Here is a 21,867-nt window from a genome sequence, read left to right on the forward strand (position 1 = left end):
CTCCCCGCCCCCACCCCCGGCACCCTGGTCGGCCGCACCGGCGACCTGACCACGATCGCCGCCCTGCTCGCCACCCACCGCCTGGTCACCCTGATCGGCCCGCCCGGCGTCGGCAAGACCCGCCTGGCCCTGGAGGCCGCCTCCGCCGCCGACCCGCCCGCCGGGGTGGGCGTGATCTGGCTGGGCAGCGTGGAAACCCCCGACAGCGTGGCCCCCGCCCTGCTGACCGCCCTCCGCGCCCCCGGCGACCCGCACGGCGACCCGCTCACCAGCGTCACCCGCTGGCTCGGCCACCGCCGCGCCCTGCTCCTGCTGGACAACTGCGAACACCTGATCGCGGAGGTCCGCCGCGTGATCGCCGCCCTGCTGACCGCCTGCCCGAACCTCCGCGTCCTGGCCACCAGCCGCGAACTCCTCGGCCTCGGCGACGAACGGGTGCACCTGCTCCGCCCGCTGGACGTGCCCGCCGCCGACACCCAAGAGGCCGTCGCGGCCTCCGACGCCGGCCGCCTGTTCCTGGCCAGGGCACGCCAGATCGACCCCGAGTTCGAGGTGCCCGCCGCCGATGTGGCCCGCGTGTGCCGGGCGGTGGACGGGCTACCGCTGGCGATCGAGCTCGCGGTCGGACGGCTGCGCGCGTTCTCCGCCGCCCAGGTCGCCGACCGGCTGGATCACCAGCTCGACCTGCTGGCGAGCACGCGCACGGGCACCCGGCACCGGTCGCTCCGCGCCGCCGTGGACTGGAGCCATGTGCTGCTGAGCGAGACCGAGCGGCTGGTCTTCGCCCGGCTCGCGGTGTTCCGGGATGGGTTCACGCTGGAGGCCGCCGAAGCGGTGTGCGCGGATGACGGGCTGTCCGCGACAGCCGTACTGGATGGGCTTGGGACGCTCGTGGAGCGGTCGCTGGTGCTGGCCGAGCCGGGGTCGCGGTATCGCATGCTGGTGGCGCTCCGGCAGTACGCGGAGGAGCGACTGGTGGAGCCGGAGGCCATCAGGGCGCGGCACGCGCGGTATTTCTGCCGGCTGGCCGAGCAGGCGAACGAGGAGCGGCGCGGCGCCCGGCGGGGGCACTGGCTGGGCGTGCTCCGGGAGGAGTACGCGAATCTGCGGATCGCCACGGCGTGGACGCTGGCCGCCGGGGAGCGGGAGGTGGCGCTGCGGTTCGCGGCGGCGTTGTGCTGGTTCTGGCGGCACACCGCGATCGGGGAGGCACTGGCCTGGTTGCGGCGCCTGCTGGAGATCCCGGATGGGCCGCCCGAGTTGCTGTCGCGTGCGCTGATCGGCGCCGGGTTCCTGTCGTTGCGAGCGTCCGTCGATGAGGCGGAGGGATTTTTCCAGGCTGCGCTCGACCTGGCTGAGAAGCAGGGCGCGGGAAAGTGGCAGGTGCTCGCGCTGTCCTGCCTGGCGTCGGTGAACGTCTATCGGGGGGATCGGCGCGCGGTGGCCGAGTTCGGGGGCCAGGCGGTGGCGCTGGCCCGGACGCACGGCGAGCCCTATTCGCTGGCGCGGACGCTGATGGCGTGCGCGCTCACCCGGGGCCACATCGGCGACCTGGACGGCGTGGCCGCGGACCTGGACGAGGCGCAGGCGCTGTTCCGCGGTCTCGGGGACCGGTTCGGCGGGACCGAGGTCGAGGTGGCGCGGGCCGAGCTGGCCTGGATCTACGCCGACGCGGACGCGGTGGCGCGGGCCCTCGGCGCGGTCGAGGTGGCCGGTTTCCCACCGGCGGCGGTGGCGTCCTACTGGTTGAGCCACGCCTGGCTGGCTTTGCACGAGGGCCGCCATGACCAGGTTCCCGGCCATCTGCGGGAGGGTTTGGCCGCGGTGCTCGACCAGCACGAAGGTCCCTACGCCGCCCAGCGCATCCTGGGTCCCGCGCTGGATCTGGCGGCGGCGCTCGCAGCGGCTCAGGATCGGCCAGTGCACGCGGCCATATTGCTGCACGCCGCCGACATCACGCTTACCTCCGGCGGTGCCTTCGCCGAGCGCCCGCAGGTCCGCTGGGCGAACTCGCTGCGCGCCCGGCTGAAAGCCACCCTGGCGGAGGATTCCTACGCCTGGGCGGCCGCCCGGGGCAGCGCGATGAGCACCGCAGAAGCCCTCCGGTATGCCGGACTGCCCGTTCCGCCGTGAGTACTGTGTGCTCGTGCTCCATCTGCGTGTGATCAGCCCCCGGGAACACACCGACGCGGCGGTCGCCCTGCTGCGGCAGTCCCCTGGGCTCACCAACCTCGTCGTCCTGCCGGGCGTCGCCCAGGAACCCCCCGGCGACCTGCTGATGTTCGACCTCGCCAGGGAGGCCGCCAACGAGGTGATCGAACACCTCACGAAGCTGGGCATGTCGATCGCGGTCGAGAACGTGGATCTGATGCTTTCCGACGCCGCCGACCGGGCCGAACAGGAGGCGCCCGGCCAGGGTGAGGACGCGGTCGTCTGGGAGGAGCTCGCCCAGCGCGTGGACGACGACACCCGGATCACCTGGGCTTTCCTCACGTTCCTCGCCATCGCCACCCAGATCGCGGGGATCGGCGTGGTCGTCGGCTCGCCGATCCTGATCGTGGGCGCGATGGTGCTCGGCCCCGAGTTCGGCGCGATCGCGGCCATCTCCTTCGGCCTGCTGCGCCGCCGCCCCCACCTGATCGCCCGCGCGGTCCGCGCGCTGGCCGTCGGCTTCGCGGTCGCGATGGCGATCACTTTCGCCTGCGCCCTGGTGTCCACCTGGCTCGGCTGGATCGACGCCACCATGCTCGACAGCCACCCCGAAGTCGAGTTCATCGTAAAGCCCGATAAATGGTCATTTATTGTGGCGCTGCTGGCGGGGACGGCGGGGGTGCTCTCGATCACGGCGGGCAAGTCGTCCGCACTGGTCGGCGTGTTCATCTCGGTGACCACGGTCCCGGCCGCCGGATACGCCTCGGTGGCGCTCGCGCTGGGCGCCTGGGGGGACGTGGGCGCATCCGCGCTCCAGCTGGCCGTCAACATCCTCGGCATGATCGTGGCCGGCACCCTGACCCTGCTCACCCAGCACTACCTCGGCGCCCGCTACCACCGCGCCGTCCCGCTTACCCACCGAGGACGAGGGCGACGCGAGCAACCTCCTCCTTTTGACTGAGGCCACCCGGCTGGTCGGAGCGGTACTGTCCGGATCATGACAATCCTCGCAACCGAGGGTCTCACCAAGCGGTTCCCCCGCGTCACCGCGCTCGACCAGCTCACGGTCGCCGCCGGAACGGGCGTCACCGGCCTGGTGGGCGCCAACGGCGCGGGCAAGTCCACGCTGATCAAGATCCTGCTGGGGCTGCTCCCCGCCAGTGCGGGCCGCGCGTCCGTGCTCGGCATGGACTCGGCCGTGCAAGGCCTGGAGATCAGGCGCATCGTGGGCTACATGCCCGAGCACGAATGCCTGCCACCCGACGTGTCGGCCACCGAGTTCGTCGTGCACATGGCCCAGATGTCCGGCCTGCCGCGCACCGCCGCCCGGGAGCGCGCGGCCGACACGCTCCGCCACGTCGGCCTGCACGAGGAGCGTTACCGCCCCATCGGCGGCTACTCCACCGGCATGAAGCAGCGGGTGAAGCTGGCCCAGGCGCTGGTGCACGACCCGAAGGTCGTCTTCCTGGACGAGCCCACCAACGGCCTGGACCCGCAGGGCCGCGACGAGATGCTCGCCCTGATCCGCCGGATCGGCAGCGAGTTCGGCATCAGCGTGCTGGTCACCTCGCACCTGCTCGGCGAGCTGGAACGCATCTGCGACCACGTCATCGTCATCGACGGCGGCCGGCTGCTGCGCTCCTCCGCCATCGGCGAGCTCACCCAGGTCACCCAGGCCGTCTCCGTCGAGGTCGAGGAAGGCTGGGAGCTGCTGGCCGGCCACCTCACCGAGGCGGGCGAGGCGGTGGCCGTGGAGGGCCGCCTGATCACCGTCCAGGTCCGCGCCGACGAGACCTTCGACGTGCTCAGGGACGCGCTCTGCGACCTGGACCTCAATCTGGTACGGCTGGAACAGCGGCACGGCCGCATCGAGGACGTGTTCAAGTGACCCAACCCACAGGTGTCATCCACGACATCGGCTATCGCCACTACGACGGCGTACGGCTCAGCCGGGGCTACGCCGCCACCGCGCTCGCGCTGCACAGCCTGCGCGGCGCCTTCGGCCTGGGCCGGCCGGCCCGATCGAAGATCATCCCATTCCTGGTGGCGGCCACCATGCTGCTGCCCGCCGTGGTGTCCATCGCGGTGATGGCCCTGCTCAAGCAGCAGCCGCTGCCCTACACCGGGCTCGCGGTGACCATGCAGGCGGTGCTGGCGGTGTTCCTGGCCGCGCAGTCGCCCTACCTGGTGGCGCCGGATCTGCGGTTCCGGGTGCTGCCGCTCTACCTGTCCCGGCCGGTCACGGTGCTCGACTACGTGGGCGCCAAGTTCGTCGCGCTGACGGTGGCGCTGTTCCTGCTGATGGCCGTGCCGCTGACGCTGATCTACATCGGCGAGCTGCTGGTCGAGCTGGAGACCCCCGTGCACCACGGCGACTACCTGGCCGCGATGGGCGGCAGCCTGATCTTCGCGGTGCTGCTGGCGTCGATCGGTCTTGCGCTGGCCTCGTTCACGCCCCGGCGCGGGCTCGGCGTGGCCTCGGTGATCGCCTTCTACATGTTCACGCTGGCCGCCTCGGCGGTGTTCTTCGGCGTGCTCCTGTCGGAAGGGCTCGACAACGCCGCCAAGTGGAGCATTCTCATCAATCCCTTCTTCCTGGTGGATGCCGTACAGGTGAATCTGTTCGGCACCGATCCCAGCAACGGCGAGGGCTATCCGCCGGGGTTCGGGCCTGCGGCTATCGCCCTGGCGGTCATCGCGCTCGCGCTGTCCGCCCTGTTCCTGCGCTACCGGAAAGCGGCGGCCTCATGAGCGTGATCGAGCTGAAGCAGGTCTCCCGCTGGTACGGCAACGTGGTGGCCGTCAACGACGTCACCATGACCATCGGCCCGGGCGTCACCGGCCTGCTCGGCCCCAACGGCGCCGGCAAGTCCACCCTGCTGCACCTGATGGCCGGCTTCCTGGCCACCTCCGGCGGCACCGCCACCCTGGACGGCAAGCAGATCTGGCGCAACCACGAGATCTACCGCACCATCGGCCTGGTCCCGGAACGGGAGGGCGTCTACGGCTTCCTCACCGGCTGGCAGTTCGTGCGCTCCGCCGCCCGCCTGCACGGCCTGCAGGACGACGCCGCCGAGCGCGCCCTCGAATTGGTCGAGATGACGGCCGCCAAGGACCGCAGGATCGAGACCTACTCCAAGGGCATGCGCCAGCGCGTCAAGGTCGCCGGGGCGCTCGTGCACGAGCCGCAGGTGCTGCTGCTGGACGAGCCGTTCAACGGCATGGACCCGCGCCAGCGACTGCACCTGATGGACCTGGTCAGGAAGCTGGGCGCGGCCGGGCGGACGATCCTGTTCAGCTCGCACATCCTGGAGGAGGTGGAGCGGGTCGCCCAGCAGATCGAGGTGCTGGTCGCGGGCCGACACGCGGCCTCCGGCGACTACCGGGAGATCCGGCGGCGGATGACCGACCGCCCGCACCTGTTCCGGGTGCGCTCCAGCGACGACCGCCGCCTGGCCGCCGCCCTGATCGCCGACGCCTCCTCCGGCGGGGTGTCCCTCACCGCGCAGGGCCTGGAGGTCCGCACCGAGGACTTCCGCCGCTTCACCCGGCTGCTTCCCCGCCTGGCCCGCGACCTCAACGTGCACCTCTGGCAGGTGTCCCCCACAGACGAGGACCTGGAAAGCGTGTTCTCCTACCTGAGCGGGCGCTCATGAACTCCGTCGTGGCGTCCATCACCTACCGGGCGATGCTGGGCCGCAAGCGGATCTGGCTGCTGGCCGCGCTCCCGCTGGCCCTGATCGCCATCGCGGTGCTGCTCCGCCTGATCGGCGGCGGCGACGAGAACACCGCCGTCAGGCTGATGGAGAAGTTCGCGATCGGCACCATCCTGCCGCTGCTCGGCCTGATCGCGGGCACCGGCGTGATCTCCCCCGAGATCGAGGACGGCACGATCATCCATCTGCTGTCCAAGCCAATCCCCCGGCCGTCGATCGCGCTCACCAAGTTCGCGGTGGCCGCCTCGCTGATCGTGGCCTTCTCGGCCGTGCCGACGTTCCTGGCGGCCTACCTGCTGATCGGCACGGAGGCGGGGGTGGCCGCCGGCTTCGCGTTCGGCGCGCTGTTCGCCGGGATCGCGTACGCGGCGGTGTTCCTGCTGGTGGGGGTGCTCACCAAGCACGCCGTCGTGGTGGGCGTCATCTACGCGCTGGTCTGGGAGGGCGCGATCGGCGGGTACGTCCCGGGGGCGCGCAAGCTGTCGATCCAGCAGTGGGGGCAGACCCTGGCCGACCAGGTGTCGTCCTCGCCGTTCCTCAAGGCGGACGTGGCGCTCAGCTTCGCCGCGCCGGCCATCGTGATCGTGACGGTGGTCGCGGTGCTGTGGGCCGGTCAGCGACTGCGTGGGCTGTCGCTGACCGGCGATGAATAACTATTAATTAGAAAGTCGTGATCTGGACAGCCGCGGCGGTGAGTCGCTGGTCGGCGGCTTTGCGGCTGTCTATGGGACGGGTTTCTGATTAATCGCAGACCTGGCGGACGGTGTCCGCCAGGCGGGCGGCCACGGATTCGGCGTGGTCGTGCGACTGCGCCTCGACCATCACGCGGATCATCGGCTCGGTGCCGCTAGGCCGGATCAGCACCCGGCCGGTGTCGCCGAGCTCCTCCTCCGCCAGCGTCACCGCGGCCAGCAGCTCCGGGTGCGCGGCTTTGTCCTTGCTCACGTCGCGGACGTTGACCAGCACCTGCGGGAGCTTGGTCATCACCGCGGCGAGCTCGGCCAAGCTGCGGCCTGAGCTCACCACCGCGGCCAGCAGGTGCAGCGAGGTGAGCAGCCCGTCCCCGGTGGTGGCGTGGTCGAGCATGATCACATGCCCGGACTGCTCACCGCCGAAGTTGTAGCCGCTCTCCTGCATCTTCTCCAGCACGTAACGGTCGCCGACGGCGGTCTCCACCACCGTCACGCCCGCCTCGCGCAGGGCCAGCTTGAAGCCGAGGTTGGACATCACCGTGGCGACCACCGTGTCCCGCTGGAGGCGGCCTTGCGCCCGCATCTCCAGCGCCAGGATCGCCATGATCTGGTCGCCGTCGATCTCCTCGCCGTCGCCGGTCACCGCCAGGCAGCGGTCGGCGTCGCCGTCGTAGGCGATGCCCAGATCGGCCGACTTGGCCACGACCGCCTTCTTCAACGGATCGAGATGGGTCGAGCCCACCCCGTCGTTGATGTTCAAGCCGTCTGGAGCGGTCCCAATGGTGTCCACCTGGGCGCCCGCCCGGCGCAGCGCCTCCGGGGCGACCATGTGGGCGGCGCCGTGCGCGCAGTCCACCACCACCCGCAGGCCGTCCAGCCGGTGCGGCAGCGAGGTGAGCAGGTGGGCGACGTAACGGTTGGCTTCCCCGTACGCCTCCCGGACCCGGCCCACGGCGGAGCCGACCGGGCGTTCCCACGGCTCGCCGAGCCGGTCCTCGATCTCGTTCTCCACCGCGTCGGGCAGCTTGAAGCCACCCCGGGTGAGGAACTTGATCCCGTTGTCGGGCGCGGGATTGTGCGAGGCCGAGAGCATGACCCCGAGGTCGGCTCCCAGCGCTGGTGTCAGGTAGGCGACCGCCGGGGTGGGCAGCACACCGAGCCGGAGCACGTCCATGCCCGACGACGCGAGGCCGGCGACCACAGCGGCTTCCAGGAATTCTCCTGAAGCCCGCGGGTCCCGGCCTACGACGGCGAGCGGGCGGCTCCTCCCGGCGTCCCGGAGCACGTGCGCGGCCGCCACGGACAGGTCCATGGCGAGCTCGGCCGTGAGGTCGCGTCCCGCGACCCCACGTACCCCGTCGGTGCCGAAAAGGCGGCCCAATTTAACGCTTGCTGTACTGCGGAGCCTTACGAGCCTTCTTCAGGCCGTACTTCTTCCGCTCGGTGGCGCGGGCGTCCCGGGTGAGGAAGCCGGCCTTCTTGAGCGGGGGGCGGTTGGTCTCGGCGTCCAGCACGGCCAGCGCGCGGGACAGGCCCATGCGCAGCGCGCCGGCCTGGCCGGTCACGCCGCCACCGTCGATGCGGGCCAGGACGTCGAACTGCTCCTCGGCGCCGAGCACCACGAAGGGCTCGTTCACGATCTGCTGGTGCACCTTGTTCGGGAAGTAGGCGTCCAGCGAGCGGCCGTTGATCGTCCACTTGCCGGTGCCGGGCACGATGCGGACCCGGGCCACGGCCTCCTTGCGGCGGCCGGTGCCGTACGAGTTGCCGGTGGTGACCGGCTTGCGCACGGGGGCGTCGGACGCGGGCGACGACTCGGTGGTGTACTCCGACGGGAACTCCTCGGCGGAGAAGTCTTCCAGCTCGCCCTCGACGAGCGTCTCGGTACCGGTGGTCTCAGCCACGGTTCTCCTCTTAACTTTCCTGGCTCGGCGTTACTGGGCGATCTGGGTGATCGTGAAGGGCACCGGCGTCTGGGCCTGGTGCGGGTGCTCGGGACCGGCGTAGACCTTGAGCTTCTTGACCATCTTCCGGCCGAGGGCGTTCTTGGGCAGCATGCCCTTGACGGCCTTCTCGACGGCGCGGTCGGGGCGCTTCTCCATCAGCTCGCCGTACGTGACGGACCGCAGGCCGCCCGGGTAGCCGGAGTGCCGGTACGCCTTCTTCTGCTGCAGCTTGTTGCCGGTGAGGGCGACCTTGTCGGCGTTGATGACGATGACGAAGTCACCGGTGTCGACGTGGTTCGCGAAGATCGGCTTGTGCTTGCCACGGAGCAGGACCGCGACGTGGCTGGCCAACCGGCCGAGCACGACGTCGGTCGCGTCGATGACGTACCACTGACGCTCGACCTCGTTGGGCTTCGGTGTGAACGTGCGCACGGCAGTGCCTTCTGTTGGATGTGAACTCTCGGTAGGTTGCGCAGGCACACGGCGACAACCTTCCGTCTCCACTGACTCACCCCACGAGCGTGGGGAGGACCATTTACGGGAGATGACGCCGGACGCGCCGTGCATCAGTCAGCGAAGGACTGATCCACACACAACGAACTAGCAGACTACCGGTCTACCGGCCAAACGGCAAAACGATCAGCCCGAGTCGCGCGAGTCTAGGGCCTGACCGACCTGACTAGTCAATCCCGTCACCCTGTTCTCATTTTCAACACGCCAGGAAATCCCTATATTTGGCTGCGGAATGTCGCAGCCCCCTCACACCCGGCATACCCAATGGACGTCCCGGCGCGGGACGCTCTTGGGCCTTGTCGCATGCGTGACGGCGGTTCTGCTGCTCGGCATCGTGATCGGCCGCCTGACCATGACCCCGGCCGGCAGCGACGAGGTCTTCCTGCGCAACAACGAGCCGACACCGCAGGCCAAGGCGTCCACCACGCCGGCCCCGGCCAAGCGGCGGCACCTGTCCGCGCTCGCCCCGGTGGCCCGCGCCGTCACCCCGGACGCCGCCCCCGCCACCGGCCAGGCCGCCACCCCCGGCGAGAAGCCGCGCAACCGTTCGAACAACATGATCGACGGCTCGTACGGCGGCGACCAGACCAGCACCCACAACGGCGACGAGCTCTCCTCCTCCGACAGCGGCTCCCTGGTCACGCTGGAGAACGAGGTGGTCGCCCTGGTCAACGCCGAGCGCGCGAAGAAGAACGGCTGCGTCCCGCTCCGGATCGACCAGCGCCTGGTCCAGTCGGCCAGGACCCACTCGGACGAGATGGCCGCCTCCGGCTCCTTCGTTCATGAGTCCCCCAACGGCGCCACCCCCTGGCAGCGCATGGCCCGGGCCGGTTACCAGCATGGCGGCGCGGAGAACATCGCCCGCGGCTACCAGACCGCCCAGGAGGCCGTACGCGGCTGGATGGCCAGCTCCACCCACCGCGGCAACATCCTCAACTGCCGCCTCACCGCCACCGGCGTCGGCGTCACCCTCGGCCCGGAAGGCCCCTGGTGGACGCAGGACTTCGGCTACCCCTGACGGCACTGACGGTATTCCTGACCGGTCCGCATCTGATGGGATAGGCGGCTAATCTCAGGCCATGGGTTCCCGCGACTACCCGACATCCTCCCTCTGGCGCCCCCCGGTGATCATCGCCGCCATCGCCATCGGCCTGGTCCTCGTCGTGGCCGTCACCTTCTGGGTCTCCGCCAGCGGCGAGAAGGCCCCCGAGGCGATCGCCGCCCCGAAGGCGACCCCATCACTCCCCGAGGGCCCCACCGGCCAGTACGGCTACGCCGCGGCCCGCAAGACCGACCCGAAACCCCTCACCGCCAAAGAGCTCTTCGGCAAGGCCAAGTTCACCAGCGAGGGGCGGTCTTACCAGCGGACCACCCACAAGTCCGACAAGGTCTGCAAGGGCGCCATCTCCGGGGCGAAACTCGAGAAGGCGCTCAAGGACGCGGGTTGCAACCAGCTCATCCGGGCCAGCTTCCGGGACGCCAAGGGCCTGGTCATCGGCACCGTCGGGGTCGCCAACCTGAAGACCTCCGCGGGCGCCAAGAAGGTCGCGAACGCGGGCGCCGGGGCGGAGAGGAAGGACTTCCTCAAGCCGCTGCCCGGCAAGGATGAGATCAGCAAGTTCCTCGGCCAGGGCGAGGCGTACGCGGGCGGCTGGTATCACGGGCACTACGCGGTGCTGCTCTGGTTCCAGTTCAAGGACGGGCACAAACCGAAGAAGTCCGAGCTCAAGCGGCTCAACCAGGCCGCCGTGGACATCACCAACCTGACCGTTTTCGCGGCCCTGGACACCCGTTCCATCAGCGGCGCCCCCGCCTGAGAGGCTCGGGAGCCCTGCGGAAACGCCCATAGCGGCACGCCGATCTCGTCTGCGCCGATACGCTTCCGCCTATGCGTGGCCAGGATCCGGGTTCCGAACACGACTACGACCGCAGCGGTCCCGCGGCCTCGGCGGTCCCTCCGCCGAGCTTCGGGCAGTCCGGTCGTGGCGACGACCTGCAGTTGAACGCGGGCTCCCCGTGGCGCCCCGGCTACAGCTGGTTCTCGGCGCCCATCCGGGAAGACGACATGACGTGGTCACCCTCCGTCCCGGAACCTCCCGGGCCTATCGTGGGGTCCGCGCCCGCCAGGAACCATGACCCGGCATGGTCGCCCTCTGTCCCGGACATTGCCGGGGAGGGCGCGTCCAGCCGGAATGACCTGGCATGGTCGCCCTCCATCCCGGAAGCCCCCGGGCCTGTCGTGGGGTCCACGCCCGCCAGTAACCATGACCCGGCATGGTCATCCTCCGCCCCGGACGTTGCCGAGGAGGGCGCGTCCAGCCGCAATGACCTGGCATGGTCGTCCTCCATCCCGGAATCTCCCGGGCCTGTCGTGGAGTCCACGCCCGCCAGGAACCATGACCCGGCATGGTCATCCTCCGCCCCGGAAGGCCACGGGCCCGTCGTAGAAGCCGCACCAACCGCGTGGTCGTCCTCCGTCCCGGAAGTTCCCGGGCCTGTTGTAGAAGCCGCACCAACCGCATGGTCGTCCTCCTTCCCGGGAACTTCTGGGCCCGCGGTGGAGGCCGCGCCGCCGGTGATTCCGGGGGCTCCGCCGTGGCAGCCGCCGCCCGCGTTCACCGCGGCCGCCGCTGGGATGCAGGTGTGGCCCGGTGCGAACGACTCCGCCGACCAGCCCGTCTGGCCCGCTGCCACTGGCGAGTCGATGGGCGACCCCGCCGGATGGCCGCCCCCGACCACGCCTTCATCTCCGGCTTCGCCTCAACCTTCGGTTCAATCGTCGCCCCCGCCCGGATCCGCGTCTTCATCCTTGCCCCCGTCCGAGCCGTCACCCCCGCACTCGTCCGGCTACTCGCCCTCGTCGGAGCCTCAGCCCGAGTCCTCCGAGGCTTCCAGGTCGGGGCTGCCGTTATTGCCCGAGTGGCCCGCGAGCGCCGCCGTCGAGGCGGAGGCAGAGGCGGCGCAGGAGCCGGTCCGGTCTGGTGAGCGCGGGGACGTTCCGGTCTGGCCGCCGCGCCTGCCCGGCGAGGCCGTGCACGACGAGGATGCCGAGGGCGACGATCCTCCGGTGGTGCCCCGGCACTGGCCGCCCACCGAGAACCCCGGCCCGACCTTGCGCCCGTGGTCCGCGCCCGGCCGGTTGCCCGCCACCTCGGAAAACGAGCCGCCCGGAGAGACACTCCCGCCCTCCCCGGAGCCGGATGCGCCGGTGTGGCCGTCGGCGGTAGGCGCGCACGCGAGTTCCGAGCCCACCATTGCCGAACCGGCCGCCTCCGAAGCCCTGGCCACCGAAGCCCTGGCCACCGAGCCTGCCGCGCCCGGCACTTCAGGTGCCTTCGAACCGGAGCCGGTCGGGCAGCACTGGCCCAGTTTCGGTTCCTGGCCGTCCGTTCCCGAGGCCCGGGTGGCGGAAGCCGTACCGGCGGAGGAGCTGGCGGACGGGGCCGAGGAATCGCATGAGGTCATCCCGGAGACGAGCGCCGGCGTGCCGTCCTGGCCCGAAGCCCGCCCCGAAGACCAGAACGTCCCGCACAGCCAGAGCATCCCAGACAGCCAGCACGGCCAGGGCACCCCGGGTAACCAGCAGGACCAGGGCAACCAGCACAGCCAGGGCAGTTCGGACAGCCAAGGCGGTTCGGACGGCCAAGGCAGCCTGGAAGGCCCGGACGGTCAGAGCGGCAGCCCGGACGAGGCTCAGGAGGATGAGCGGGATCAGGTCACCCTGCCTGGGGAGCGGGAAGCCGGGCTGACCTGGCCCGCCGAGTCCACCGAGTGGCCGCCAGGCCCGGGCAGGTGGCGTTCCGCGGTGCCGATGCCGCCCCCGGCCGAGGAAACCGTGGCCGAGACCACGATCCCGCGCCGCGAGGTGATGTTCCCGGTCACCGACTCGACGCCCCCGCCGCTCCGGCGCATTCACGGCGAGAACACCCCGGCCGAGGGCATCGTCCTGCCGCCCGTACCGCAGCAGCAGGCCTTCCGCCGCCAGCAACTGCCGCCCCCGCCCAAAACCGAGGAGCGTTCGTCCGGCGGCGCGGGCCGCAAGGCGGTGCTCGCGCTCTGCTCGGTGATCGTGGTGGGCGCGATCGGCACCGCGGCCTACTTCGCCTACACCGACGCGGGCGACCCGGCCGCAACCGGCAAAGCCCCCACGGTCACCGGCGCACCCGCCGTCTCGGCCGAGGCCCCCGATCCCGCACCCGTGACAGCGGCCGTGCTGGACTCAGAAGCCACCGACCCCCGCAAACTGACCCTCGCTGAAGCGTTCCCGGACGCCCGGATCAGCGTGGACGGCCGAACCTTCCGCCGCGTCAAGGTGAACATCACCGACAAGTGTGAGGAGGCCGCCGCCGGCGCCTTCGCCGAGGCCCTCGCCCAGCAACAGTGCCGCCGAGTCCTCCGCGCCACCTACGTGGACAACCGCAAGCAGTACGCGGTCACGACCGGTATCGCCGTCCTCCCCACCAAGGAAGCCGCCCTGGTGGTCGACAAAACCAAAAACCTGGGCGGCAACCTCTGGTTCCGCGGCCTGGACGGCGACCCCGACACCGGCGCCGACCGGGTCTCCATCTCCGGCGGCTACGCGGCAGGCATGGTCTGGGGCCGCTACATCGTCTTCAGCTACGCCACCTACGCCGACGGCCACACCCCAGTCGAAAAGGAAAAGGACCTCGGCCCAGTAAGCGGCGCCTTCCGCGACCACACCGCCGAAATAATCGAAAAACGCATCGCCGACTCTTAGGGCCCGCAGCGAATTGACCTGCGTGCTCACCAAGTGTTCGCCGAGGCCAGAGGCCTGAAATCTATATGCGGGCTCTAACAGGGCGCGCTACAGACTGCCGCTCTTGGCGCCGGTGCGGCGAGAAGCATCGCCTGCGTGAACGGTGCCGGATTACGGCGAATAGCCCGGCGACCTGCTCATTTCGTTAGGTGTTCGCGGCGAGATCGCGCACTCGGCGGGTTTGCAGGGCTCGTAGGGCCAGTTCGGGGTCTGGTGGGTAGCGGACTTCTTCCAGGGTGAGGCCGAGAGCGGGTGCCACGTGGATGCCGGAGTCTCGTTCTGCGCGGGCTAGGGCTTCGGCGGGCCATTCGACTGGGCGGCGGCCCTCGCCGACTGCTAGGAGGGAGCCGACCAGGGCGCGGACCATTGAATGGCAGAAGGCGTCCGCGACGACTGTGGCCAGGAGTACGCCGTCGGAAGCGCGGGTCCAGTCCAGGCGCTGGAGTTCTCTGATCGTGGTGGCGCCTTCGCGTTTCTTGCAGAATGCGGCGAAGTCGTGTTCGCCGAGGAGGCGGGTGGCGGCGGCGTTCAGCAGGTCCACGTCGAGTGGGCGGTTGTGCCAGTAGATGTCGCGCCGACGTAGCGGATCCACGCCGCCGGGGGCGTCCGCGACGCGGTAGCCGTACCGGCGGGAAAGGGCCGAGAAGCGGGCGTCGAAACCGGTAGGAGCCACGGACAGCCGATGAACCCTGACATCTAGGCTCAATACCCCGGCGAGGCGTCGCAGCAGCGCAGGGAGCTCCACATCGGCCTCCAGGTCCACGTGCGCGACCTGGCCGCGCGCGTGCACTCCGGCGTCGGTGCGGCCGGCGACCGTCAGTGCGGGCGCCGGATCCACCCGGAGAATTCGGCCGAGCGCCTGCTCAATCTCGCCCTGCACGGTCCTGCGGCCCGGCTGCCGTGCCCACCCGGAGAAATCCGTGCCGTCATACCCCAGATCCAGGCGCAACCTGACCATCGGATCCTCTCCCATCAAAACAAACGGGTCCGGCGCCCTGAGCGGACACCGGACCCATCAAGAACCTGAAATATCAGGCTTCGTCCTTCTTGGCCTCGGGAGCCTCAGCGGCTTCCGGAGCCTCGGTGGTCTCAGCGGCGGCCTCAGCAGGAGCCTCAGCCGTGGCCGGAGCCTCCTCAACCTCCGCGTCGGCCTTCGGAGCGACCGGCTCAGCCGGAGCCGCCTTCGCGACCTTGACCGGGTTCATCGGCTCGGTCACCAGCTCGATGATCGCCATCGGGGCGTTGTCGCCCTTCCGGGGACCGATCTTGGTGATCCGGGTGTAGCCACCGGGACGCTCGGCGAACGTCGGGGCGATCTCCGCGAACAGGTGGTGAATGACACCCTTGTCACGGACGATCGTCATGACCTGGCGACGGTTGTGCAGGTCGCCCTTCTTCGCCTTGGTGATCAGCCGCTCGGCCAGCGGGCGGAGCCGCTTGGCCTTGGCCTCGGTGGTACGGATCCGGCCGTGCTGGAACAGCTGAGTGGCGAGGTTCGACAGGATCAGCCGCTCGTGCGCCGGGCCACCGCCGAGGCGGGCGCCCTTGGTGGGCTTGGGCATGGAATGCTCCTTGGAGATAACCCGCCCCGGCCGTATCAGGTACCGGGGTCGGGCCGATCGGCGAGCCGATCGTTACGTGAAATTTCTAGTACTGCTCGGTCTCGATGAAGCCGCCGTCCTCATCGTCGTACCCGCCGCCGGCGACCGCGGTGGGGTCGAATCCGGGCGGGGAGTCCTTGAGGGCGAGGCCCATCTCGTGCAGCTTCTGCTTGACCTCTTCGATGGACTTGGCACCGAAGTTCCTTATGTCGAGCAGGTCCTGCTCGCTGCGCGCCACGAGCTCACCCACGGTGTGGATGCCCTCGCGCTTGAGGCAGTTGTAGGAGCGGACCGTGAGGTTCAGCTCCTCGATCGGCAGCGCCAGATCGGCGGCCAGAGCCGCGTCGGTCGGCGACGGGCCGATGTCGATGCCCTCGGCCTCGACGTTGAGCTCGCGGGCCAGGCCGAAGAGCTCGACGAGGGTCTTACCGGCCGAGGCCACCGCGTCGCGGGGCTTCATGCACGGCTTGGTCTCGACGTCGAGGATCAGGCGGTCGAAGTCCGTGCGCTGCTCGACACGGGTGGCCTCGACCTTGTAGGTGACCTTGAGGACCGGGGAGTAGATCGAGTCGATCGGAATGCGCCCGATCTCCTGGCCCGGCTGCTTGTTCTGCGCGGCGGAGACGTAGCCGCGACCGCGCTCGACGGTCAGCTCCATCTCCAGCTTCGCCTTGCCGTTCAGCGTGGCGATGTGCAGGTCGGGGTTGTGCACCTCGACACCGGCCGGAGGCGCGATGTCGGCGGCGGTGACCTCGCCAGGGCCCTGCTTGCGCAGGTACATGACCACCGGCTCGTCATGCTCGGACGAGACCACCAGCGCCTTCAGGTTCAGGATGATGTCGGTGACATCCTCCTTGACCCCGGGGACGGTGGAGAACTCGTGCAGCACGCCCTCGATGCGGATGCTCGTGACGGCCGCGCCCGGAATGGACGAGAGCAGCGTGCGGCGGACCGAGTTGCCGATGGTGTAGCCGAAGCCCGGCTCCAGCGGCTCGATGACGAACTTGGAGCGGTGCTCTTCGAGAGATTCCTCGACGAGGCTGGGACGCTGTGCGATAAGCATGCGTTTTCTCCTCTTTCACGGCGACGCCCGCTATTTGACGCCGCTCGCCTACAACCATGATGCCGCACGACCCGCGATGCGCGGGCCGTGCGGCAAAGACAAGCCTTACTTCGAGTAAAGCTCGACGATGAGCTGCTCCTGGACCAGCGTGTCGATCTGCTGGCGGACCGGGAGCTGGTGCACGAGGATGCGCATGGCCTCCGAGGAGACCCCCAGCCACGCCGGAACGGTCTTGTCCCCGGCGGTGGCCCGAGCCACCTCGTACGGCAGCAGGTTGCGCGACTTCTCCCGCACCTCGACGATGTCGTGCTCGCGCACGCGGTACGACGGGATGTCGACCTTCTTGCCGTTCACCAGCACGTGCCCGTGGCGGACCTGCTGGCGGGCGGCGTCGCGGGACTCCGCGAATCCGGCGCGGTAGACCACGTTGTCGAGACGGCTCTCCAGGATCTGGAGGAGGTTCTCGCCGGTCTTGCCGGACTTGCGGTTGGCTTCCTCGTAGTAGTTGCGGAACTGCCGCTCGAGGATGCCGTAGATGCGGCGGGTCTTCTGCTTCTCCCGGAGCTGGAGCTGGTACTCCGACTCCTTGGGACGGCCTCGGCCGTGCTCACCCGGCGGGTAAGGACGGATCTCGATGGGGCATTTCGCGGACTCGCACTTCTTACCCTTGAGGAAGAGCTTGGTCTTCTCCCGACGGCAGAGCTTGCAGTCCGCACCCGTGTAACGAGCCATTGTTCTCTAATCTCCTGGTCAGACGCGGCGGCGCTTCGGCGGACGGCAACCGTTGTGCGGAACCGGGGTCACGTCCTGGATGGACCCGACCTCGAGCCCGGTCGCCTGCAGCGAGCGGATCGCGGTCTCCCGGCCGGAGCCAGGGCCCTTCACGAAGACGTCGACCTTGCGCATGCCGTGCTCCATGGCCCGGCGGGCGGCGTTCTCGGCTGCCATCTGCGCGGCGAACGGGGTGGACTTACGGGAGCCCTTGAACCCGACGTGGCCGGCGCTGGCCCAGGAGATCACGTTCCCGTTCGGGTCGGTGATCGAAACGATCGTGTTGTTGAACGTGCTCTTGATGTGGGCGTGCCCGTGAGCGACGTTCTTCTTTTCCTTGCGGCGCACCTTCTTCGGTGCGCCCTGGCGGCTCTTCGGCGGCATTTAAAGCGCTTCTCCTGGAATGTGGCTGCTAAGGACTACTTCTTGCCCGGCTTCTTCTTGCCGGCCACGGTCTTCTTCTTGCCCTTGCGGGTACGCGCGTTCGTCTGCGTCCGCTGACCGTGGACAGGCAGGCCCTTGCGGTGCCGGATGCCCTGGTAACAGCCGATCTCGATCTTGCGACGGATGTCCGCCTGAACTTCGCGGCGGAGGTCGCCCTCGATCTTGAAGTTCGCCTCGATGTAGTCACGCATGGGCACGAGCTCGGCGTCGCTGAGCTGGTGCACGCGCAGGTCACCGCTGACGCCGGTGGCCGTGAGGATCTCCAGGGCGCGGGTGCGACCGATTCCGAAAATGTAGGTGAGAGCGATCTCCAGCCGCTTGTCGCGGGGGAGGTCGACGCCAACCAGGCGAGCCATGGTCGGGCATTCTCCTTCGTTTGGGCGGAGGTCCTGCGCCTCACTTCCCCTCCCCATGCCCGGGGTGAGGGCCCCGGCCTCCGACCGGGGGTCGCCCGCGCGGTTCGCCTTCCGAAGAGGACGCCTACGCGAGTGTGACGCGCGTTTACTTTTCAGCCCACATGCGTCGAGTCCGCCACCCTGGGCGGACTCATGAGGGCCGTTTCCGCGACTAGCCCTGGCGCTGCTTGTGGCGCAGGTTGTCGCAGATCACCATGACGCGACCGTGCCGGCGAATCACCTTGCACTTGTCACAGATCTTCTTGACGCTCGGCTTGACCTTCATAGTCCTTATTCGTTCCTCAGACGGTCACCCGGGAGGGCGACCTACTTGTACCGGTAGACGATCCGCCCACGAGTCAGGTCGTAGGGGCTCAGTTCGACGACAACCCGGTCGTCAGGAAGAATCCGGATGTAGTGCATCCGCATCCTCCCGCTGATGTGGGCCAGGACCTTATGGCCGTTGTCAAGTTGCACCCTGAACATCGCGTTCGGGAGCGACTCAACCACAGTGCCCTCGATCTCGATGGCGCCGTCTTTCTTGGCCATGTCCCTCGCGTTTCACTGATCGGTCGTCTGAGGCTTCGGAACACTAATCAGCCGCGACCTTTCCGCGCTTCCAGAGAGCGGCAGCCAGCCAGGCCGCCTTGCGCAAAAGGTCATAGTGAACCGACAAAGGAGTGTACGACAACCCGCCGAGGAAAGCGAAACGATCGCGCATTCCCTCGTGTTCTGCGGAGCCAGTACACAGCCGTCTAACAGCCTACCTCAGTCCGCGAGCTACCCGTACCCACCCACCCAGCCCTCCCCCGCCATCTCAGTGGTCGCCTGGATGAGATCCCAGCTTGACCCGGGTGGTTCCCCCACCCACCCAGCCCGTTGTTTCCCCTCGGGCTCCGCCCGACCCCGCCATCCCCGTGACCGCCCAGACGAAGCGGCAGCTGGATCCGGCTTGTCGGCCTGGATGGGCACGGTGGTTCAAGTCCTACGGCGTCTGCGCACCACGACCGCCACCACGCCGCCGAGCGCGAGGACCGCGCCAAGCAGCCAAGGCACCCGGCCAGCGCCCCTGGACCCCGCCGCGCCGACGGTGAACTCACCCGTGAACGGGCCGCCCGCGCAGTAGACGTACACGGTTTTCAGGCCGCTGGCGGAGTACGGGCTGAGCTTGGCCGTGCCATGCCACCCGGACCCAGACCGGGTCAGCGTGGTGTAGGCAGCGAACGCCGAGGAAGTGGCGGTCACGCTGGGGGCCGCACTAGAGCAACTGGATGTGGCGACCTGAACGGTGCCACCGGGCGCGGCCGAGCCAGGCGAGATCGTGACATGCCGGGTGTCCGGGATGGCGGCCGGGAACAGCAGCATGGCGGCCAGGACAGCTGGCGCGAAATATTCGGACATGTCCCTCCCCTGGCTCGATGGAGATCATCTACCCGGGGACGCACCGAGCGAGGGCGCGGAAGCGGCAAAGAGTCCGTCTAACCCCGGGTCGATGCCGACGATTCGGCAGGCGTGCATGCTGCTGTAGCCCTGGTGCATGAGCTGGAAGTATGCCGCCCGTTCACGGGTCAGTTTCTTCCGCCCTTGTGCTTTGCGGTCCTTACGGATCTCGAAGTCCATCGCATCCCCTGAGATGGGGTGTTGCGACAACCACTAGAACCCAAGGGGAACAAGCACGGCAACAGCGGAAGCGGGCGAAGTCCTGGCAGAACAAACAGGTAAAACACCGGGGCATGCGGAAAGCGGGGCCCGTCCCGAGATTTACGGGCCCCGCTGGATTTAGGGATTACCCCCCGTTACACACGACTCAGATCGAGTCAAGAGCGCTCTAGAAAGCGTCGCCCCAGTTCCCGCAGTCCTCGAAGCGGCTGTCGCCCTCGCAGACCTTGATGTCGAAGTCGTCGAACTTGCCGGACTTGAACTTGAAGAACTTGTTGAACTTCAGGTGGTTCTTGGTCTTGCCGAAGTACTTCTCGTGGTAGCCACTGCCGTCGTGGTACCGGTACCACACGTAGGAGTACTCGTTGTCCCGGTCACGGTCGTACAGGTCGCCGTAGAACCAGTAGTAGCCGTCCTTCTTGTACCAGTAGCCCTTGAAGTAGGAGCGGTGACCGAAGTCGTCGTCCTCGCTCGGGTGCCACTTGGAGTAGAAGTTGCCGAAGAAGTGCTTCGAGGGGGCCGACGCCGAGGCGGCGGCAGCGGGAGCGGCGGCCGCGTTGGCCGCGGGGGCGGCCAAGGCGCCGGCGGCGAGTGCGCCGGCGAGCGCGGTGCCGACCATGATGCTGCGAATGTTTCGCACGATGTCCTCCAGGGAGACCACTCCGGGATGCTGCTCATCTCCGGACATCGCTCACGTTATGAAGCATCAAGCGTTCGTTCTGTGGACGAATACGCATAACCCCCCGAGGGTGCACAACGGCACATTCAGGATGGCTACCGCCGATTGCCGCCCGCCGCCGCGGAAAGCGTGCCGACCAGCAGAACCACACCCCACGGACCCATCACCCACAGCGGCCACGGATACACGGGCCCATCCGAGGTGGTGCTCACGATCAGCCAGATCACCCAGTTGATCGAGCTGGCGAAGGCCCAGATCGCCCAGTTCGCGCGCAGTTCCTCCCGGGCCTTCTTCGGATCCTTGCGCGCCTTCGGGTTCGGCTGAGGCGTGGTAGCGGGCAGCGTGTGCAGGTCGGTCGCGGGCAGATCCGAAGTCACCTTGGCCAGCTCGCCGTACGTGCGGCTCTTGTAGACCTGCTCCAGGCGCTCGTTGAACTCGTCCACATCGAGGCGGCCATCGACCATGTGCTCGCGCAGCGCGGCCGCGACCCGCTCCCGATCGCCATCGGAGGCCCGCATCTCGGGGCTAGCCACCATAGCCATCTCCTCGCTCTGCGTAATAAATCCCATTATGTACGGCGAACGCCGCCCACCGCGGCCCTCATTCGCGCGGCCCCAACCGGGACTCCCCACCATCCAGCGCCGTCAGCACCCACGGCCCACTCTCCGTCACCGCCACACTGTGCTCGAAATGCGCCGACGCCTTCCCATCCAGCGTCACCACCGTCCAGTCGTCGGCCAGCACCCGGGTCTTGTCCGTACCCAGATTGAGCATCGGCTCGATGGCCAGGCACATGCCGACCTCCAGCCGCGGCCCCCGCCCGGGACGCCCGTGATTGGCCACCCACGGATCCATGTGCATCTCGGTGCCGATCCCATGCCCGCCATACTCGTGCGGGATCCCGTAACGGCCCTGAGAGCGCGCGTAACGCTCGATCTGATGGCCGATGTCGGACAGATACCCCCCAGCCCGCAACGCGCTGATTCCGCGCCACATGGCCTCCTCGGTGACCCGCATCAGCTCGATCAGCTTCGGATCCAGCTCCTCCGCCGGACCCACCGGCACCGTGATCGCCGCGTCCCCGTGCCAGCCGTCCAGGATCGCCCCGCAGTCGATCGAAATGATGTCCCCGGCGCGCAGCTCCCGCGCCCGGCTCGGGATGCCGTGCACCACCTCGGCGTTCACCGAGGCGCAGATGGTCGCGGGAAAGCCCTGGTAGCCCTTGAAGGACGGCACGGCGCCCGCGTCCCTGATCGCCTTCTCGGCGATCACATCCAGATCCAGCGGCGTCATACCCGGCTCGACGGACTCACGCAGCAGTTCGAGCGTGCGGCCCACCACCAGACCGGCGGCGCGCATCCCGCGCAGCTGCTCCGGCGTCTTGATCTGGATCCCGTGCCTGTTCTTCTTCAACACCTACAGCACCCCCTGGGGTGGTTTTCGTGAATGTTCCCGCAAAA

At 68.9% G+C, this 21,867-nt stretch carries 25 protein-coding genes and 1 pseudogene; 9 read left to right on the top strand and 17 right to left on the bottom strand.

What is annotated here, in order from left to right; translation table 11 throughout:
• The 6 genes from Amac_RS48450 to Amac_RS48475 all read left to right on the top strand — a co-directional run.
• A partial coding sequence (locus Amac_RS48450) for an ATP-binding protein (protein ID WP_155361206.1) occupies positions 1-2,133 on the top strand: 2,133 nt, incomplete at its 5' end.
• Positions 2,134-2,146: 13 nt separating this feature from the next.
• Positions 2,147-3,112 (top strand): DUF389 domain-containing protein, encoded by a 966-nt coding sequence (locus Amac_RS48455; protein WP_155361207.1) that lies wholly within the window; start codon positions 2,147-2,149, stop codon positions 3,110-3,112.
• 36 nt (positions 3,113-3,148) lie between these two features.
• Positions 3,149-4,039 carry an ABC transporter ATP-binding protein gene (locus Amac_RS48460; RefSeq protein ID WP_155361208.1) on the top strand — a complete coding sequence of 297 codons (891 nt, stop codon included), beginning with the start codon at positions 3,149-3,151 and terminating at the stop codon, positions 4,037-4,039.
• Positions 4,036-4,902 carry an ABC transporter permease gene (locus tag Amac_RS48465; protein WP_155361209.1) on the top strand — a complete coding sequence of 289 codons (867 nt, stop codon included), beginning with the start codon at positions 4,036-4,038 and terminating at the stop codon, positions 4,900-4,902. Before Amac_RS48460 ends, Amac_RS48465 begins: the two co-directional genes overlap by 4 nt.
• Positions 4,899-5,807, top strand: coding sequence for an ABC transporter ATP-binding protein (locus tag Amac_RS48470; protein WP_155361210.1), 909 nt, complete (start codon positions 4,899-4,901; stop codon positions 5,805-5,807). The genes Amac_RS48465 and Amac_RS48470 overlap by 4 nt, the downstream gene beginning before the upstream one ends.
• Positions 5,804-6,520, top strand: a complete 717-nt coding sequence (locus tag Amac_RS48475; protein ID WP_155361211.1) for an ABC transporter permease — start codon at positions 5,804-5,806, stop codon at positions 6,518-6,520. Before Amac_RS48470 ends, Amac_RS48475 begins: the two co-directional genes overlap by 4 nt.
• Positions 6,521-6,608: 88 nt before the next feature.
• On the opposite strand, the gene glmM is transcribed toward Amac_RS48475, so the two are convergent.
• Genes glmM through rplM form a run of 3 tightly spaced genes read right to left on the bottom strand, consistent with a single transcriptional unit; the run spans position 6,609 to position 8,937 of the window.
• A complete protein-coding gene (gene glmM, locus Amac_RS48480) occupies positions 6,609-7,940 on the bottom strand; it encodes a phosphoglucosamine mutase (RefSeq protein WP_155361212.1) in 1,332 nt (443 codons plus the stop codon).
• Between the two features lies 1 nt (position 7,941).
• Complete coding sequence (gene rpsI, locus Amac_RS48485; protein ID WP_155351306.1) at positions 7,942-8,463, bottom strand: 30S ribosomal protein S9; 522 nt, start codon at positions 8,461-8,463, stop codon at positions 7,942-7,944.
• A gap of 30 nt (positions 8,464-8,493) precedes the next feature.
• Complete coding sequence (rplM, locus tag Amac_RS48490) at positions 8,494-8,937, bottom strand: 50S ribosomal protein L13 (RefSeq protein ID WP_155361213.1); 444 nt, start codon at positions 8,935-8,937, stop codon at positions 8,494-8,496.
• 388 nt (positions 8,938-9,325) lie between these two features.
• Here rplM and Amac_RS48495 point away from each other — a divergent pair, with 388 nt between their 5' ends.
• On the top strand, positions 9,326-10,036 hold the full coding sequence (locus Amac_RS48495) for a CAP domain-containing protein (RefSeq protein ID WP_155361214.1): 711 nt from the start codon (positions 9,326-9,328) through the stop codon (positions 10,034-10,036).
• Positions 10,037-10,097: 61 nt separating this feature from the next.
• On the top strand, positions 10,098-10,835 hold the full coding sequence (locus Amac_RS48500; RefSeq protein ID WP_155361215.1) for a hypothetical protein: 738 nt from the start codon (positions 10,098-10,100) through the stop codon (positions 10,833-10,835).
• A 211-nt stretch (positions 10,836-11,046) separates the two neighbouring features.
• On the opposite strand, the gene Amac_RS48505 is transcribed toward Amac_RS48500, so the two are convergent.
• The gene (locus tag Amac_RS48505; RefSeq protein ID WP_155361216.1) at positions 11,047-11,367 is read right to left on the bottom strand and encodes a hypothetical protein; all 321 of its coding nucleotides are present in this window, start codon (positions 11,365-11,367) and stop codon (positions 11,047-11,049) included.
• A gap of 562 nt (positions 11,368-11,929) precedes the next feature.
• Here Amac_RS48505 and Amac_RS48510 point away from each other — a divergent pair.
• Complete coding sequence (locus tag Amac_RS48510; RefSeq protein WP_155361217.1) at positions 11,930-13,756, top strand: hypothetical protein; 1,827 nt, start codon at positions 11,930-11,932, stop codon at positions 13,754-13,756.
• A gap of 184 nt (positions 13,757-13,940) precedes the next feature.
• Here Amac_RS48510 and truA read toward each other — a convergent pair whose 3' ends face one another.
• From truA to map, 13 genes and pseudogenes are all read right to left on the bottom strand, one after another.
• A complete protein-coding gene (gene truA, locus Amac_RS48515) occupies positions 13,941-14,753 on the bottom strand; it encodes a tRNA pseudouridine(38-40) synthase TruA (RefSeq protein WP_246269183.1) in 813 nt (270 codons plus the stop codon).
• Positions 14,754-14,826: 73 nt separating this feature from the next.
• On the bottom strand, positions 14,827-15,357 hold the full coding sequence (gene rplQ / locus Amac_RS48520) for a 50S ribosomal protein L17 (RefSeq protein ID WP_155361219.1): 531 nt from the start codon (positions 15,355-15,357) through the stop codon (positions 14,827-14,829).
• Positions 15,358-15,442: 85 nt separating this feature from the next.
• Positions 15,443-16,459: a DNA-directed RNA polymerase subunit alpha gene (locus Amac_RS48525; protein WP_155351299.1), complete on the bottom strand. Its 1,017-nt coding sequence runs from the start codon at positions 16,457-16,459 to the stop codon at positions 15,443-15,445.
• A gap of 105 nt (positions 16,460-16,564) precedes the next feature.
• Positions 16,565-17,191, bottom strand: a complete 627-nt coding sequence (gene rpsD / locus Amac_RS48530) for a 30S ribosomal protein S4 (protein WP_155351298.1) — start codon at positions 17,189-17,191, stop codon at positions 16,565-16,567.
• 18 nt (positions 17,192-17,209) lie between these two features.
• Positions 17,210-17,614, bottom strand: coding sequence for a 30S ribosomal protein S11 (gene rpsK / locus Amac_RS48535; protein ID WP_020542285.1), 405 nt, complete (start codon positions 17,612-17,614; stop codon positions 17,210-17,212).
• Between the two features lie 35 nt (positions 17,615-17,649).
• Positions 17,650-18,030, bottom strand: coding sequence for a 30S ribosomal protein S13 (gene rpsM, locus Amac_RS48540; RefSeq protein ID WP_155336831.1), 381 nt, complete (start codon positions 18,028-18,030; stop codon positions 17,650-17,652).
• Positions 18,031-18,241: 211 nt separating this feature from the next.
• Positions 18,242-18,355 (bottom strand): 50S ribosomal protein L36, encoded by a 114-nt coding sequence (rpmJ, locus tag Amac_RS48545; RefSeq protein WP_003956441.1) that lies wholly within the window; start codon positions 18,353-18,355, stop codon positions 18,242-18,244.
• A 41-nt stretch (positions 18,356-18,396) separates the two neighbouring features.
• Positions 18,397-18,618: a translation initiation factor IF-1 gene (gene infA / locus Amac_RS48550; protein ID WP_030451477.1), complete on the bottom strand. Its 222-nt coding sequence runs from the start codon at positions 18,616-18,618 to the stop codon at positions 18,397-18,399.
• A 429-nt stretch (positions 18,619-19,047) separates the two neighbouring features.
• Positions 19,048-19,470, bottom strand: coding sequence for a hypothetical protein (locus tag Amac_RS48555; protein WP_155361220.1), 423 nt, complete (start codon positions 19,468-19,470; stop codon positions 19,048-19,050).
• 87 nt (positions 19,471-19,557) lie between these two features.
• Positions 19,558-19,689: pseudogene (locus Amac_RS48560) on the bottom strand (IS30 family transposase); the annotation flags it as partial.
• 208 nt (positions 19,690-19,897) lie between these two features.
• Positions 19,898-20,416 carry a hypothetical protein gene (locus Amac_RS48565; protein ID WP_155361221.1) on the bottom strand — a complete coding sequence of 173 codons (519 nt, stop codon included), beginning with the start codon at positions 20,414-20,416 and terminating at the stop codon, positions 19,898-19,900.
• A gap of 86 nt (positions 20,417-20,502) precedes the next feature.
• Complete coding sequence (locus Amac_RS48570; protein ID WP_155361222.1) at positions 20,503-20,943, bottom strand: DUF1707 SHOCT-like domain-containing protein; 441 nt, start codon at positions 20,941-20,943, stop codon at positions 20,503-20,505.
• A 64-nt stretch (positions 20,944-21,007) separates the two neighbouring features.
• The gene (gene map, locus Amac_RS48575; protein ID WP_155361223.1) at positions 21,008-21,823 is read right to left on the bottom strand and encodes a type I methionyl aminopeptidase; all 816 of its coding nucleotides are present in this window, start codon (positions 21,821-21,823) and stop codon (positions 21,008-21,010) included.
• Positions 21,824-21,867 lie beyond the last annotated feature (44 nt).

This window comes from Acrocarpospora macrocephala (genome assembly GCF_009687865.1).
In the GTDB taxonomy this organism is placed as follows: Bacteria; Actinomycetota; Actinomycetes; order Streptosporangiales; family Streptosporangiaceae; genus Acrocarpospora; species Acrocarpospora macrocephala.